This is a genomic window from Pirellulales bacterium (genome assembly GCA_035533075.1).
In the GTDB taxonomy this organism is placed as follows: Bacteria; Planctomycetota; Planctomycetia; order Pirellulales; family JAICIG01; genus DASSFG01.
In genome coordinates, this window is record DATLUO010000018.1 from 1 (window position 1) to 15,712 (window position 15,712).

Consider the following 15,712-nt stretch of genomic DNA (forward strand, 5'->3'; position numbering starts at 1 on the left):
TACGTCAAAAGGCCTGGTCGTAACTTTTTTTTCGCGCGCGTGCCGCGCGGTGGACACCTTGCCGCGTCGCCCGGCGAGGTGAGAATCGTAGCGAGCGGGTGTTCGGCGAACGGTTGCCGACTCAGCCGGGATCGCCTGGGCGCGCGGCCGCGCGAAGTGGCCCGCTCGACCGCGGAAACCCCGCCGAAATCCCCGGCGCGACCTGCGGAAGATAGGTTTTAAGTGTGGTGGCGATCCTATTATCGAACGCGAAACCATCGGCGCATTTAATCGGGCGCAGCCGTGCTGAAGCCATCCGCGGTGGCGCATGCTATTCGTGGGACACTGGTAACTGCCCTAATTTTGGCGCCGTTGAAGGCGGATGCCCGGCATCGCCTTGTGACGTTGCACCGATCGACGACGGTAGCGATACAATGGGCTACTGGTGCGGCGTTTCACAGGTTTACTCGCTTGACGGGAACATGCAGAGCATGCTAACCGCATTTGACGATATTTTTCCGGGCAATACAGATTGGGATCCGGCGCCTCCCTTTTTGTGCGGCAACTTTTATGCTTGCAACCAGACCCCGCCAACCGCGACAAGCACCAGTTGCCAACCCGACCCGCTTGGCATAGCGATGATGTGTGCCAACAACGGAACCGTTACCCCCTATACCATGAATACGTTCGACCCCGATGGGTTCTCGCCAACATGCAACATTGGCATTGCACGCCTCCAACGGTTGGACAAACGTACTCTTGCTGTCGCGCGCGCGAACGGCATTTTCTTTACATTGGCCCCCACGCTGGATTGATCGGGAGAGACGAAAATGGTTTGCAGCCGCCGCAGGCGACTAGTACTAGTAGTGTGTGTGTGTCTCGCCGTTTGCCTGTCTGCGCGGCCAGCCAGGGCGGATTCGCGGGATCGCACCGAGCGAGTCAAGTTTCTAATGACGGGATTGCGCGACGGCCGTGAACGCCTTCGGCAAGGTATTGTGCGCATCCGCGGTTCCAAATTCGAGCATGCCTACAGGCAGGAGCCGCTGCGCGGCGAGGTCACACAATTCTACGCGTTTGACTACGACGCGCTGCTGCTGCGCTACGAACGCGCGGAGCCACGCCGATCGTTTGTGCCGACGGAGGCCAAACCTGGCGACAAGCCGAGCATGCCTCGAATCGGTGTTACGCCAACCGAAGATCTGGTGACGAATAGGATCTACTACCGACGTCCCGGCCTTAGCGTGCAGTATATGACCGGCGGAAACAAGATCGCGATTAACGCTGAGGATGCAAGTCGCCCGATATGCTCCGCGTTCGACGTCCGCGCAGTCGGCCTGCTTTACTTGCAGAGTTACCACCGCCAGAACACATTTGAAGAGATTTTCGAGAGCTTTAATAGGTACGCGGCCGACGAGCTAGTTGACGAGGGGAACGGTGTTTTCCGCGTTCAGTGGACCATTGGTACCGGCGATTCTTTTCCGCATCACCGCCGCACGCTATGGATCGATCGCGCCAAAGGCTTTAGCCCAATCAGGCTTGAACTACGGGAGCATCCTTACGGAGTGCCGCCCACGGAGCCGTGGGGAGAGCCTTATTGCAAAAGCGAAGCGACATGGGCCGAGGTATCGGGCGTCTGGGTGCCCGAGACGTTCCGTATTTCGGACGGCCCCGACGATCCGAACCGCGATGCTGCCCATCGCATGTCGAGCCGGTTTGAGCACAAGTTTGAGTGGGAGTCCGTCAATGAGCTACTGCCCGACGCATTGTTTGAGGTCGATTCACTCAATCCGCCCGAAGGCTGCCTCGTTGTCGACTGGCGTGGGCAGCGGCCTGTGGTGGAACGTGTCATAGGAGCGCCGAATTCACCAATAGTTGGAGAACTGCCTAGCAGAACCCGCGAACAGCCGCCGCCTCCGGTGGCGGGCCTGACAAAGTGGTTTTTTATAGTTAACGTCATACTGCTGGCGGCGGTGGCACTCGTTGTAGGTCTGCGAATGCTGACACGCCGCGCCGGCAGGCGGGGGTAGGCGACGACGGAGGCCCGCGTGGGGCACCAGAAAAAGGCGCGGGCGTGGAACGAGCAGGGAAAAGCGCCATGAGCGTGTCCGTGTCGCACAGATGCGTTCTTGCGATATTGTGCGGTATGCACTTGGTGCTTCTTATCGGGGCGGCGACAAGCGAGGGCCCGACGCGACCGGAGCCCGCCCATCTTGCCGCGGGCAACAGCCATTGGCGGTTCGCCGACTTCAGCCTCTATCGCGTCAACCCACCGCTGGTCCGCATGGTTGCGGCGCTGCCAGTTCTTCTGGCCGGCACAAGAGACGACTGGTCGTCGTTCAGCACGTCGTCCAATTCGCGAGCGGAGTTTGCCGTCGGCAGAGACTTTGTCGCGGCCAATGGTCCGCGAACGCTGAGGCTCATGATTCTGGCGCGAATGGCTTGCATCCCTTTTTGCCTCGTCGGCGCTTACATCTGCTATTGCTGGGGAGCGAGCTCTACGGCGGCACGCCGGGATTGGTTGCGACGGCGCTTTGGTGTTTTTGCCCAATCGTATTGGGGCACGGAGCGCTCGTCACGCCGGATGTGGCGGCCGCCAGCATGGGCGTCGCCGCATGCTATCTGTTTTGGCGCTGGCTGGGCGAGCCGACGTGGTCTTGGGCTCTCGCGGCCGGTGGGGGACTGGGCCTGGCGGAGTTGACCAAGTTCACCTGGCTGATTCTGTTCGCGGCCTGGCCGCTGACCGCCCTGATTGTAGCAGCGATCCGGTCTTTCAGCGGGTTGCGGGCCGCCGGCAAAAGCCCAACCGACGCCGCGATGATTGCGACGTTTCAGCGGCCGGTTTCGACGGCGGCGCAGCTCGCAGCAATGTTATCGCTGGCCGTGTTCGTCATCAACGTCGGCTATGGATTCAGCGGCTCGTGTGGGCGCCTTGGCGATCAGCGTTTCGTCAGCCGTCTGTTCAAGGGTTCGGAGGAAGGCCGCGACGAGCGCGATTACGGCCGCCATAACCGTTTCGCGGGCACCTGGCTGAAGTCGGCGCGCATTCCACTGCCGGGCGATTACGTGCTCGGCATCGACGTGCAGCGGCGCGACTTCGAAGCCGCCATGCCGACGTTCTTCCGCGGCGCTTGGCGCGAGTCGGCGCCCTGGTACGCATACTTATACGGCCTGGCGATCAAGCTGCCGCTGGGAACCTTGTGCGTATTGATCCTGGCCGCGGTTGACCGCCTTGTGCGGCGCGGCGGCGCCCGCGATGAATTCGTGCTGCTGTTTCCGGCATTGGTGCTGCTGGCAGTGGCATGCGGCCACACCGGGTTGAACAGCCAGGTGCGATACGTTTTGCCCGCCTTGCCGTTCCTCTTCATCTGGGCCGCCAAATCGGCGCGCGGCTTCGCAGTCGGGCGCCGCCGTATCGCCTGGCTTGCCGCGTTCGCGCTGGCGTGGTCCGTCGCGGCGACGCTTTATAACCATCCGCATCACCTCTCGTACTTCAATGAATTGTGCCGCTGGCCGAGAACCGCTCCGCCGCCGCTCCTCGACAGCAACCTCGATTGGGGCCAGGATCTCGTGTACTTGCGCGAATGGTCGAAACGCCACCCGGAGACGCGACCCTTGCGAGTGGCGTGCTATGCCAGCTTCGAACCCGCCGACCTTGGAATTGACTGCTTGCCGGCCGCCGACGTTTGCGATGGTCAGCCGGGCGAAAACCAGCCTCCCGGTGGCTGGTATGCCTTGAGCCTCGGAGAATTGTGGGGCAGGGGTGGCCGCTTTGCCTATTTCCGCCGCCTCGAACCGGTCGCCGTGGTGGGAACGACGATCCACATCTACCACCTCACCCGCGACGAGAAGTGAGAACACGCGTCACGGTCTTCGTCGAGAAACGATCGCCGGGACTTGTGGAGCTTGCCACGCGCTTTAGAATAGTTGGCTTACCGTGTCGGAACGAGCTTGCGCTGTTCGCTCAAGGTAGGGTGGGACCAGCGAGCTTGCGAGCGCCGGCCCACCAACAACGAGGGAGAGAGGGAGGGAAGGAGAGAGGGAGAGCATGGCGAGGCGCGTTGCGCTGTAATTTCTCTCCCTCGCTCCCTCTCTCTGTCGCTCCCTCTCCAATCGGTGGGCCGGCGCTCGCAAGCTCGCTGACCGCACGTTACGATGGCGATGCCCCGGCGCGTCGAACCGGGGCATCGCTTGGCCGCATCGCGGTTTGGAGGGATCGGCGTCAACCTTTGCCAAGCTCTGTCCCAGCCGCCGCCCATCAGCCGCCACTTTTCATTGGCCTCACACCTCGACGGCGGCAAATCTTGGCACGACGGGCGAAACGTAACCCAGGGGCTTCACCGCCAGCAGCGGCCGCTGGCTGGTGTGCAAGATGTTTTCGGCCGTGTTGCCAATCAATAGCCCGGCCACGCCCGCACGGCCCAACGTGCCCATCACGATCAAACCCGCGTCGATCTGCTCGGCTGTGGCCAGCGTGCGGGGCACGACTTCGCCCCACTCCGCGTGCAGCGCCGGTTCGACCGGCAGGGCCGACTCTTTCACAAACGTTTGCAGTCGCGCGACCGACTCGTGACGCCCCCGCTGGCGGGCCAGGTCGAGATCGTCTTCGGGCATGAAATCGAGATAGTACGAATGTTCCGGCGCGAAAACGTGCAGCACGTGCAGCTCGGCATGAAACTGCGCGGCCAGGGCCGCGGCCAGCCGCAACGACTCGTGGCCCACATCCGAGAAGTCGATCGGCGCCAAGATGGCGTCCAGCGTGCTTTTTGCCTCCGGCTTGACGACCCACACCGGGCAAGGACACTTGCGGACCAGCTTCGACGAGGTGCTGCCGACCAACATCCTGGAAATGGCCGAGCGGCCCCGCGTGCCCACCATCACCAGGTCGTGCCCTTCCTCGAGGACGGCATGGATGATCTCGATGAAAGGCGTCCCCCACAGCGTCTGGCAACTGATCTCGACGCCTTGGCCGCGATAGGGCTCCACGGCCTCGCGCAAGTGCTGCTCGGCGGTGGCCTGCAATTGCTCTTCGATTTCGGCGACGCCCTCCGACGGCTGCCATGCGGCCATGATTGCATCCGGCCCCGGCGAAAAAGCGGCCGAGCCTTCCACCTGCGGAATGACGTGCATCACCGTGACCGCCGCGCCGAGGCGCTTCGCCATTGTCACGGCTTGGGCCAAAGCGACGGACGCCGTCTCGGAGAAATCAATCGGAACAAGAATCTTGTGAAAGAAGGACGTCGCATTCACGGTCCACCTCCGCCTGTTCGTCTGAGGATTTACCACCTATATTTTAGGCGTGCCTCAAGCAGGCGGATATGACGCGCGCTAGGCAGGCGGGCTAACCTGACGGCGTCGTCGTCTTGGGCTGGAATCTCAATCAGAGAGGTGGTTAATGGCAGTACAAGCAATTGCGATGGCGAACGTCCAGACGTATTTGAACCGCATCGATCAGTTGTACGCCGACGTGCGGAATTGGATGGCGGCGTTGGAACCAAGTGCTCGGTTTTCTGAATCCGAAATCGAGCTCGCGGAGCAAGCAACGGGAGCCTACAAGGCGAAGCGCCTGGAAATCACGCGACCAGCTCGGCATTCGCTGAGCCTCATTCCGCGCGGGCGCTACATGGTCGGAGCGGAAGGGCGGGTCGACGTGCATGGTTGGTTGGGGCGTGAAATCTTGGTGTGGGTGCGAGCCGATGCACCGGCGCTCGGCTTTCGATTCATGGAGGGAAACGGCGGAGCGCCGGAGGAACTCTATGGGCCTCCCATGTTTCCGGGGGTCGCGGAGGGCTGGGCATGGGACGACGAGGCTGGCGGAGAACTGCTGCATCTCGACCTGACCGTCTTCCGGGACCGGATTCTGAATAGCATCGGTGATGCCTAATCCGCTCGAACCAATCTGGGATGCACACCAAACGGCCGGGGCGGCCCTTAAGGTTGTAACACGTTGCGTGAAGGTTGCTGGAATTGACCGCGCCAGGGCGTTTTCAAATACGCTTTTCCGCGGTATGACGGATCAGCAGTGCCTTGACTTGATTGATACTGCACAGGCAGAGATCGATGACTCGGCGGTTTTGTCTCTGTACGCGAGTTTCGAGGCGATTTTGCGGCAGCACGTCGTGCAGCAGGCGTATCACCTTCACGGAGCGCAACACCCGACACAGGACTTCGGCGTCGCGCTCGCCGGCTTGTTCTCGGAAAGTTGCGATCGCATACGGATGGATGATCTGGCGAACTTGTTCGTTTCGGCGGCTGGCCAGCCGTTGGTCGCCCAGGTCGGCAACATACGCACCTACCGGCACTGGCTCGCCCACGGGCGTGGGTGGACGCAACCGCCGACGGTCACGCCGAGGTTTGCCTACCAGACGCTGACGGCATTCTTGCAGGCGTCCAGACTCATTTGAACGACCCTTAGTCGAACGCCCACTCGCTCACCCGACTAGATCAATCCGATGGCTCAACAGTCGATATGCGGGATTTGGTTTGTCAACGACGGCGGCCCTTTAATCGTTTTGCCTCGCGAGTTGCTTGGCTACTGGCAAGGCGATACGGCCGTTCCGGGGCGCGGTGGATCTTCTGTCGGCTCAGACTACAAGAGGGCATGCGAAGCAGTTCACCCTGCGGCGCTCCTCACCGTTGGACCGGGCTTCGGGCTCGTAATCGGCGCTCAGGATCATATCGGAACCGCGAACTGGCTGGTTCTCACTGACCAGCCGGTCGCCGCATTGGTGGGGTGGAGTTATGGCGATGATGACTCGGAGGCCATGGTCATCGAACTGCTTCGCAAAGAGGCTTTGCCTTGGCGACGGCTACCATGCACGATTGCGCTATCACACGGCGACGTCGTGTTGTTTCATGCAGCTTCTCGGGGCGAAGAGTTACGGGAGCTTTCTTCAGCGGACGGCTATGCGGTCATCGGTGGCTGCGTTCCATTACGGTTAGATCCGGGCCACTACATGCTGGAAGTGCTGGAGGCCGGGGGCAATCTCGATCACGACAGTTTCGGCTGCGTCATCTGTCGGTGGGTTCACGTCCAGCGGAGCGACTAATGTCGCCCCGCAGCGCACCGCGCCTGCAGCAGTGCGCTACCTCGACCGCCGCCCATGCGTCGTGCGATGCGGACGATATCCCTGCTTGCGGCCGCGGATGTGGTCGCCTTCGCGCTGTTCGCCCATTTCTTCGTTGGCGCGACGACGACGCCGGTCGAGCGCTTCCTTCGGCGGCTTATCCGGTATCAGGCAATCGCAGCCCGATCCGATCAGGTCTTGCCGTCCCGCCTGCTCCAAAGCTTTGCGGACCTCGAAATAATTCTCCGGCTTGAAGAACTGCAGCAAGGCCCGCTGCAGCTTGCGGTCGCGCAGATGCTTGGCGATGTAGACCGGCTTCTGCGTGAACGGGTCGAGGCCCGTGTGGTACATGCAGGCCGCAATGTCGAACGGGCTGGGAATAAAGTCCTGCACCTGGTCGGGCCGATAGCCGTTTCGCTTCAGGAAAATCGCCAACTCGATCATCGAATCGAGATCGCTGCCCGGATGGCTGGCGATGAAGTACGGAACGAGATACTGCTTCTTGCCGGCCGCGCGAGAGGCCTTTTTGAACTCGCGGTCGAAGCCCAAAAAGTCTTCTTGGCCCGGCTTCTTCATCAGGTCGAGCACTTTGGGGTCGACGTGTTCCGGGGCGACTTTCATATAGCCGCCGACGTGGTGCGTGGCCAGCTCGCGCATGTATTCGGGACTGCGGCGGGCCAGGTCCATGCGGATGCCGGAGGCCACGAACACTTTTTTGATGCCCGGCTCTTGGCGGGTCTTTTTCATCAGCTCGATGAGCGGCCCATGATCGGTGCCCAGCAGCTTGCAGATCGTCGGATGAACGCAGCTCAAGCGGCGGCAGCGGGCCTCGACCTCCGGCCGCGTGCAGCGCATCTGATACATGTTGGCTGTGGGGCCGCCGATGTCGCTCACCACGCCCGAAAACTTCGGATCGGCGGTCATCTCGCGGACTTCGGCCAGCACCGATTCCTGGCTGCGGCTCTGGATGATCCGGCCCTCGTGGGCCGTGATCGAGCAGAACGTGCAGCCGCCGAAGCAGCCGCGCATGATCTGCACCGAGTCTTTCACCACCTCAAAAGCCGGAACCGGCTCGTCGTTATAACTGGGATGCGGACGCCGCGTGTAAGGCAAGCCGTAGACGCGGTCCATCTCGGCTTCGCCCAGCGGCAGGGCCGGCGGATTGACGACCACCGCCTCGCGATCGTGATATTGCACCAGCCGCCGGGCATTGTGCGGATTGGTTTCGTTATGGGCGATCTTGGTGAGTTGCGCGAACGCCCGTTTGTCGGCGGCGACCTCTTCGTAACTCGGCAGCCTGATCGTGTTCTCGATGGGGGGCAATTCGCTGGCTCCCAGCCGATACACGACGCCGCGCAGCTCGCGCAAATCGCGCACGCTCTCGCCGCGGGCGAGCCGATGGGCGATTTCGACGATCGGCCGCTCGCCCATGCCGAACACGACCAGGTCGGCCTTGCAATCGAGGATGATCGAGCGGCGGACCTTGTCGCTCCAGTAATCGTAATGGGCCAACCGGCGGAGGCTGGCTTCGACCCCGCCCGCGACGACGGGCACGCCCTTATACGCCTCGCGTGCCCGTTGGCAATAGGCCAGCGTGGCCCGATCGGGCCGGCGGCCGATTTGCCCGCCGGGGCTGTAGGCGTCGTCGTTGCGCACTTTGCGGTTGGCGGTATAGTGGTTGATCATCGAGTCCATGTTGCCGGCGCTCACGGCGAAGAACAGCCGCGGTTTGCCGAACGTCCGCCAGGCCTCGCACGACCGCCAGTCGGGCTGACTGAGAATCGCCACGCGAAAGCCCTCGGCCTCCAACAGCCGTCCCAACAAGGCCATGGCGAAGCTGGGATGATCGACGTAGGCATCGCCCGTGACGAACACGACATCGACTTCATTCCAGCCGCGGGCCAGCATCTCCTCTGGCGACATCGGCAGCGGCCGCGTCGCCCGGCGCGCAGCGGGAGCCTGACCGACGATCGGCAGGCTGAGCGAATCGAGTTGGCGAGGGGCGTTCATGGACAGGACGGCGGACAACGGGACCGTGGAAGAATGAACCTATTGTATCTGTCGCGTCCGGCGGGCGTCAGTCGGAACTACTCCGCGATGATCTTGTTGCCGAACAGAAGCTGATCGACGTCGGCCAGGCGGAACTCGCGCCGCTTGCCGATGCTCTCGTTGACGAGCCGCATTAGGGCCTCGGCTTCGATGAACACGACGCCGCGGATCGGCGTGCCGGTCATGAATTTCGCGAGCTTGTCCAGATCGTCGTGACGGAAGCCGCGACGCGCGGAGAGCAGCTCGGCCCAGGAGAGTATAAGGCATGCGCGGCGCGGAAAGAATACGGCGGAGGTCTTGGGTCTTGGGTCTTGGGTCTTCGCGGCGCGGCGCGGCTGGAACAAGCCAAGCCAGCGGCGTGATAGGATGCTGTCCGACTCTTGATCCGTGCCCATCCGTTTTATCCGTGGTTTTTCCCTCTTTTACGGCCATGCTGGCGTGCCTAAGAATTGAGCAGCGGGGCCGCGCGGGGTCCAACGCGGCACCTCGGCGCACGGCTTTTGCAAATTTGCAATAGCCGGTCAAAGACGGCGTTTTTTATCATCTCATACCTAATTGGAGGGGCAATCCGCGCGACTGCCTAATCTGTACGCATGCGGCTAATTTTGTGCATATATATTAGGCAATCGTGGATAAAGATGAGGGGTGCGAGACGAGGGACCGGAATCAGCGAAGCGGTGGACGAGCGCATCGCGAGAGCCATGCAAGCCAATGGCCGTGCAAGATGAGCGATGAGCCATCGGGGTTGAACCGCGCTCCAAGGACGGATGACGGAAAGATTACCTGACAGAAAAGTGAGCCACCCAAGGGCACCTCGCTCGACGCCCGCGGTTCCCCATTTTTCTGCCAGGTAATTCTTCTGTCAGGATCCGCGGCCGAAAGGTTCCATCACGGCGGAGCGTGATGCCTATCCCGGCGCGCCGGCATGCCCAAGCCAGTCGGCGAGTAGAACCAGTGGAGACGGCAGAGAGCAGACGGTAAACGGGAAGTCAAATCGACGATCCGCGACGCCCTGTCCCTCATCGCTCATCCTTGATCGCGCATCCCCCCGACGGAACTACGAGATGATGAAATCCCTCGGGTTTTTCCCGTTTGTGCAAATTTGCACGAACGAGGAACGCTCTGTCGGGAACGCCCTCCGTGGCGTTCCGCGCGGCGGGGTCGGCGCCAACCCGCACGACCTCGGAATGCCGGCGCGCCGGGAGAGGGCGGTCCCTACGGAGCCGCGAGAGAGTTCCGCGCTTGTACAAGTCGGCGTCGACGTTTTCGCGCGTCGCCCTAAGCCGCTGGCCCCTACCAGCTTAGATGGCCCAGGCGGCGCGCTTGGTTTTTATTTTTCACAAGCAAATCAGCCCCCCACGTGGCCGCGGCACACGCCTTGTCGCAGCAGCGAGTGGCCCAAATCGCCGCGCGTGTCGATGCCCGGCTCGCCGCCCACCCCGAACATCCGCTGGCCCAAAGCCTGCGGCTGCGCTGCGCGCGGCGCTGGGAGACGCTGTGGGATGAGTCGATGGCCAGCTTCGCGCGGAGCCGCCAAAACCGTGAAACCAAGAAAGAACGCACCGCCCGACGCAGGGCCACGGCCGCTGGCGAGGCACTACCCGTGACCACCGTCGTCGAACAGACTGTTCGCGAACAGAACGGCGACCCGCGGTTTCTGAGCATCGCCCGACATTCCAAGTCAAGGTTGCTTGCCGCTGGCGGCCGGGCAAACTAAGTTAAGATGCTGACCACGTTTGGAGCTTGAAAAGAATGCGTATCCCCGTGCTTTGCCCGCTTGCGCTCATCGTCGCCGCGGTGTTCCTGGTTTCCGCCGGCGCGGCGGCCGAACCCGACCGCGGCGGCGTGTTGCCCCTCGGCGCCGACGGCAAACCGCTCAACCTCGGCTTCGAAACCGGCACGCTCCGCGACTGGAAAGCCGAAGGCGAGGCGTTCGCCGGGCAGCCGGTCGAAGGCGACACGGTCTTTGCCCGACGTGGCGACATGCGCAGCCAGCACGTCGGCCGGTTCTGGATCGGCACCTACGAACGGCGGCAAGACCCGCCGCAAGGCACGCTCGCCAGCGTCGCCTTCAAGGTCACGCACCCCTATTGCAGCTTCCTCGTGGCCGGCGGACCCCACCCGGAAACGTGCGTGCAGCTTGTTCGCAAAGACACGGGCAAGGTCGTCTATCAGACCAGCGGCGAAACCACCGAGGACCTCAAGCCGGTGACGGTCGATCTGCGCGATTACGTCGGCAAGGAGATTTTCATTCGCCTGGTCGATCGGCACAGCGGCGGTTGGGGGCACATCAACTTCGACGACTTTCGTTTTCACGACACCAAGCCCGCCTATCCCACCAGGCCGGCAGCGCAGCCGCCCGACGTGTTTGCCCACGCGGGGCTGAGTCCCGAAGAAGCGGCCAAGGCGATGACCGTGCCCGACGGGTTCAAGGTGACGCTGTTTGCCGGCGAGCCGGACGTGGTGCAGCCGATCACCCAGGCCATCGACGACCGCGGCCGGCTGTGGGTGGCCGAGGCCTATTCCTATCCGCATCGCGTGCCGGAGGCGGAAGCCCATGACCGCATCTTGATCTTCGAAGATGAAGACGGCGACGGCCATTTCGACCGCCGCAAGGTGTTCATCGACAAGCTGAATCTGGTGAGCGGGCTGGAAGTGGGTTTTGGCGGCGTGTGGGTCGGCATGGCGCCGTACTTCCTGTTCATCCCCGACCGCGATGGCGACGACGTGCCCGATGCCAAGCCGCAAGTGCTGCTCGACGGCTGGGGATCGCACGATACGCACGAGACGCTGAACTCGTTTATTTGGGGTCCGGACGGTTGGCTGTATGGCTGCCACGGCGTGTTCACGCACTCGCGGGTCGGCAAGCCCGGCACGCCCGACGCGGAGCGGACGCCGATCAACGCCGGGCTGTGGCGTTATCATCCGACCAAGCACCGCTTCGAGGTGTTCGCCCACGGCACGAGCAATCCTTGGGGCGTCGACTTCAACGATCAGGGCCAGGCGTTTCTCACGGCCTGCGTCATTCCGCATCTCTACCATATGATCCAGGGCGGGCGTTATCAGCGGCAGGCCGGCACGCACTTCAATCCTTACACCTACAGCGACATTCAGACGATCGCCCTGCACCGGCACTGGATCGGCGACTTGCCGCATTCCGGCAACAACCGCTCCCACGCGGCGGGCGGTGGGCATGCCCATGCCGGGGCGATGATCTATCTGGGCGGAAGCTGGCCGGCCGAATATCGCAACCAGCTTTTCATGAACAACATCCACGGCGCCCGGCTGAATGAAGACCGGCTCGCGGCGAAAGGTTCGGGCTACGTCGGCGACCGCGCTCCCGATTTTTTGCTGGCCAACGACCTGTGGTCGCAGATATTGAACTTGCAATACGGCCCCGACGGGCAAATGTTCATGATCGACTGGTACGACGCCAATCAGTGTCATCACGGCAACGCCGCCGGGCACGATCGCACCAACGGCCGCATCTTCAAAGTCAGCTATCGGAACGCAAAGCCGGTGAAGGTCGATCTGCGCGCGAAGAGCGACGAAGAGTTGATCGAGCTGCTGCTGAACGAAAACGATTGGTATGTCCGCCATGCGAGGCGACTTTTGCAAGAGCGGGGCGTCAATCCGGCACTGCACGAGACGCTGGCGAAGATGGCCTTCGAGCACGCTGACCCGACGCGGCGGCTGCGCGGCTTATGGGCCCTACACGCATTCGGCGGACTGAACGAAGAACGAATCTTACGCGGGCTGACGAATGACAACCCTTATGTTCGCGGATGGACCATTCAGCTTGCCTTGGAAGACCGCAAGCCCTCGCCCGCCACGTTGGCAAAGCTCGCGGGCCTGGCCCAGAGCGATCCGTCGCCGATCGTGCGGCTGTATTTGGCGTCGGCGGCCGACCGGTTGTCGCTTGACCAGCGGGCACCGATCGTTCTGGGCTTGGTGGCGCATGGCGAGGACGCCGGCGACCACAATTTGCCGCTCATGTATTGGTACGCCGCCGAGCCGCTGGTCGAGTGGAATCCAGCGGAAGCCGCGACAATGCTCGATCGCGCGCGGGTGTCCTTGGTTCGTCAATATCTTGCTCGCCGGCTGGCGCAGTTCGCTTCGCCTGAAGCGCTGGCGATTCTGGTGAAGCGGCTCGGGGTAGAGAACGTTGGCTCGCAAAGAGAACTGCTGGAGCAATTCAACGTGGGCCTGCAAGGGAAGCGGCAACTCTCTATGCCGGACGGTTGGAACGATGTTTATGAGCGATTGTTGAAAACAGGCGATGCGCAGATTTCCTCGTTGGCCACCGCCATTGCCCTGACGTTCGGCGACCAACGGGCGTTCGGCCGGCTGGAGCAGACGCTGAGCGATGCCAAATCGAGCAACACGGCACGGCAGGAGGCACTGGCGGCGCTGGTCAAAGAGCGCGATGCGAACCTGCCGCCGATATTGCACCGCCTGCTCGACGACGCCGCGATGCGGCGGCCGGCCATTCGCGCCTTGGCCGCCTTCGCCGATCCGCATACGGCCAACCTGCTGCTCAAGATGTACGCGGGCTTGAATGCCGACGAAAAGCCCGACGCCCTGGCGACGCTCGTCTCGCGCAGCGACTATGCCGCGGACTTGCTGCGGGCGGTCGGCGAAAACCGCGTGGCCCGCGCCGATCTTTCGGGCGAACTGGTCCGTCAGATTCGCAACCTGAAAGACAAGCGGCTCGATGAAGAGATCAACAAGGTTTGGGGCACGGTCAACGACACGCCCGAAGAGCGGCGCAAGCTGATGGAGCATTACAAGGCGCTGGCGAGCAAGCCCGGCACGCCGCCTGACGCGATGCTCGGCCGGGCGTTGTTCGCTAAAACCTGCCAGCAATGTCACACGCTGTTTGTCGTCGGCGGCAAGGTCGGTCCCGACATCACCGGCTCGAACCGCGCCAATCTCGATTACCTCGTCAGCAACCTGGTCGATCCCAGCGCGCTGATCGGCAAAGATTATCAGGCGACGGTCATCCAGATGAGCGACGGCCGCACGTTGACGGGCATCGTGCGCAACGAAAACCAGGACTCGCTCGAGCTGGCCTTGGCCAACGAAACGGTCACGGTGCTCAAGAGCGATATTGAAGAGCGCGAGCTCAGCGCCAAGTCGATGATGCCCGACGACCAGCTCAAGCCGTTCAGCGACCACCAGGTCCGCTCACTGGTCGCCTATCTGTCCAGCCCATCGCAGACGCCGATGCTGGCGACGGCCGAGAACGTCTCGTTGTTTTTCAACGGCCGCGACCTGACCGGCTGGCGAGGCAACGAAGAACTGTGGAGCGTGGACGAGGGCGAAATCGTAGGGAAAACGACGGGCCTGGCCCGCAATGAGTTTCTCGTCAGCGACCTGGCGGCCGGCGATTTCCACTTGTCGTTGGACGTGAAGCTGGTCGGCAATGCCGGCAACAGCGGCATTCAATTCCGCAGCGAGGCGCTGGATGGCGGCGAGGTGAAAGGTTATCAGGCCGACGTCGGCGCCGGCTGGTGGGGCAAGCTTTACGAAGAGAACGGCCGCGGCTTGCTCTGGGACAAATCGGGCGAGGCGCACGTCAAGCCCGGCGAGTGGAACCAATACGAGATTGTGGCGGAAGGCGGCAAGATCATCACGCGCATCAACGGCCAGGATTGCGTCGAACTCGACGATCCCGCCGGCGGCAAGCGCGGCGTGTTTGCTTTGCAGCTTCATTCCGGCGGGGCGACCGAAGTGCGCTTCCGCAATTTGAAGCTGGAGCTTTTGCCGCCCACCACGGCCACGGACTCCGCCGCCGCCGGGCAATGACCTTACGCCGATTGTCGATCGGCAATATCCATGAGTTGGCTGACGCTGCTGCTGTCGAAAAGCTTCACGTCACCCTCGGTGCTGATATAGACCGCCACTGCTCCGCCATGTGCCAGTGCCTCTGGATGCTCGACCACGAAACGGTCGCCGCTGACCAGTTCCACCTCGAATGGCTTGAACGGTCGGCGGCGGATGAAAGCCTGCAAGCTCTTTTTGAAGTTCGCTTCGGTCATACAGATACAGCGATTATCGGCCAAGATTCTACATGTTAGTCATTAGCCCGCACCCCAAACAGTTTGCGCGCGCTCAATTTGGATTTCTCGACCAATGCACGGAATTTTGGATTCGACTCCAGCAATTCGTCCGTCAATTCATCGTCTTCCTGTGGATCGAGCGCACGAATTGCCAACCGTCGTTGATCGGGCAACTCGACGACCACCGTTTCGCCCGACTCGCAACACTCAGTCAGCGTCTCCGTTAGTTTCGCTTCCAGGAGGCTTAAGGAGATCGTTTTGATGGACATGGAATTCTTCTCCTTCGACAATCAGTTTGTTTCCGACCTATCGCCCCACCACCAAAATGATGACTTCATCGCCCTCAACATTATACAGCGCTCGAAGATCACCCGCTCGCAGTTCAAACTCGGCAAAAGGGTTCGGTCTCAGCCGCTTGATCGCCTTTGTAGCCGTATTTGGCTGGTGTTGAAGCCGCGTCAGCACCGCGTTTTCCAGTAGTCGCTGAGCGCGTGCCGGCAACGCACGGAACTGCGCGTCGGCGACTTCGGTAATCGTAATCTTGTAGGGCATGCGTCA

The 15,712-nt window shown here is 62.2% G+C and carries 14 protein-coding genes; 7 read left to right on the plus strand and 7 right to left on the minus strand.

What is annotated here, in order from left to right:
* Positions 1 to 227 precede the first annotated feature (227 nt).
* The 3 genes from VNH11_01605 to VNH11_01615 all read left to right on the plus strand — a co-directional run bounded on the left by VNH11_01605 (position 228) and on the right by VNH11_01615 (position 3,831).
* The gene (locus VNH11_01605; GenBank protein HVA45055.1) at positions 228 to 794 is read left to right on the plus strand and encodes a hypothetical protein; all 567 of its coding nucleotides are present in this window, start codon (positions 228 to 230) and stop codon (positions 792 to 794) included.
* 135 nt (positions 795 to 929) lie between these two features.
* Positions 930 to 2,006 carry a hypothetical protein gene (locus tag VNH11_01610; GenBank protein HVA45056.1) on the plus strand — a complete coding sequence of 359 codons (1,077 nt, stop codon included), beginning with the start codon at positions 930 to 932 and terminating at the stop codon, positions 2,004 to 2,006.
* A 424-nt stretch (positions 2,007 to 2,430) separates the two neighbouring features.
* Positions 2,431 to 3,831: a glycosyltransferase family 39 protein gene (locus VNH11_01615; protein HVA45057.1), complete on the plus strand. Its 1,401-nt coding sequence runs from the start codon at positions 2,431 to 2,433 to the stop codon at positions 3,829 to 3,831.
* Between the two features lie 426 nt (positions 3,832 to 4,257).
* Here VNH11_01615 and VNH11_01620 read toward each other — a convergent pair whose 3' ends face one another.
* Positions 4,258 to 5,226, minus strand: a complete 969-nt coding sequence (locus VNH11_01620) for a universal stress protein (protein HVA45058.1) — start codon at positions 5,224 to 5,226, stop codon at positions 4,258 to 4,260.
* Between the two features lie 145 nt (positions 5,227 to 5,371).
* Between VNH11_01620 and VNH11_01625 the strand changes: the two genes are divergently transcribed.
* Entirely contained in the window at positions 5,372 to 5,860 is a 489-nt protein-coding gene (locus tag VNH11_01625; GenBank protein HVA45059.1) for a hypothetical protein, read from the plus strand.
* A 103-nt stretch (positions 5,861 to 5,963) separates the two neighbouring features.
* Here the strand turns inward: VNH11_01625 and VNH11_01630 are convergent, their stop codons facing one another.
* Positions 5,964 to 6,290 (minus strand): hypothetical protein, encoded by a 327-nt coding sequence (locus VNH11_01630; GenBank protein HVA45060.1) that lies wholly within the window; start codon positions 6,288 to 6,290, stop codon positions 5,964 to 5,966.
* Positions 6,291 to 6,428: 138 nt separating this feature from the next.
* On the opposite strand from VNH11_01630, the gene VNH11_01635 reads away from it, so the two are divergent.
* Entirely contained in the window at positions 6,429 to 7,025 is a 597-nt protein-coding gene (locus VNH11_01635) for an Imm21 family immunity protein (protein ID HVA45061.1), read from the plus strand.
* Between the two features lie 36 nt (positions 7,026 to 7,061).
* On the opposite strand, the gene VNH11_01640 is transcribed toward VNH11_01635, so the two are convergent.
* The gene (locus VNH11_01640) at positions 7,062 to 9,053 is read right to left on the minus strand and encodes a YgiQ family radical SAM protein (GenBank protein ID HVA45062.1); all 1,992 of its coding nucleotides are present in this window, start codon (positions 9,051 to 9,053) and stop codon (positions 7,062 to 7,064) included.
* Positions 9,054 to 9,130: 77 nt separating this feature from the next.
* Positions 9,131 to 9,436: a hypothetical protein gene (locus VNH11_01645; protein HVA45063.1), complete on the minus strand. Its 306-nt coding sequence runs from the start codon at positions 9,434 to 9,436 to the stop codon at positions 9,131 to 9,133.
* Between the two features lie 1,016 nt (positions 9,437 to 10,452).
* Here VNH11_01645 and VNH11_01650 point away from each other — a divergent pair.
* Together VNH11_01650 and VNH11_01655 are read left to right on the plus strand one after the other, a co-directional pair.
* Positions 10,453 to 10,809: a hypothetical protein gene (locus tag VNH11_01650; protein ID HVA45064.1), complete on the plus strand. Its 357-nt coding sequence runs from the start codon at positions 10,453 to 10,455 to the stop codon at positions 10,807 to 10,809.
* Positions 10,810 to 10,844: 35 nt separating this feature from the next.
* Complete coding sequence (locus VNH11_01655) at positions 10,845 to 14,900, plus strand: PVC-type heme-binding CxxCH protein (GenBank protein HVA45065.1); 4,056 nt, start codon at positions 10,845 to 10,847, stop codon at positions 14,898 to 14,900.
* A 2-nt stretch (positions 14,901 to 14,902) separates the two neighbouring features.
* Here VNH11_01655 and VNH11_01660 read toward each other — a convergent pair whose 3' ends face one another.
* From VNH11_01660 to VNH11_01670, 3 genes are read right to left on the minus strand one after another with little or no spacing between them, the layout of a single operon-like run.
* Entirely contained in the window at positions 14,903 to 15,133 is a 231-nt protein-coding gene (locus VNH11_01660; GenBank protein HVA45066.1) for a hypothetical protein, read from the minus strand.
* A 35-nt stretch (positions 15,134 to 15,168) separates the two neighbouring features.
* Positions 15,169 to 15,423, minus strand: a complete 255-nt coding sequence (locus tag VNH11_01665) for a hypothetical protein (GenBank protein HVA45067.1) — start codon at positions 15,421 to 15,423, stop codon at positions 15,169 to 15,171.
* A gap of 37 nt (positions 15,424 to 15,460) precedes the next feature.
* Complete coding sequence (locus VNH11_01670) at positions 15,461 to 15,706, minus strand: hypothetical protein (protein HVA45068.1); 246 nt, start codon at positions 15,704 to 15,706, stop codon at positions 15,461 to 15,463.
* Positions 15,707 to 15,712: the final 6 nt, after the last annotated feature.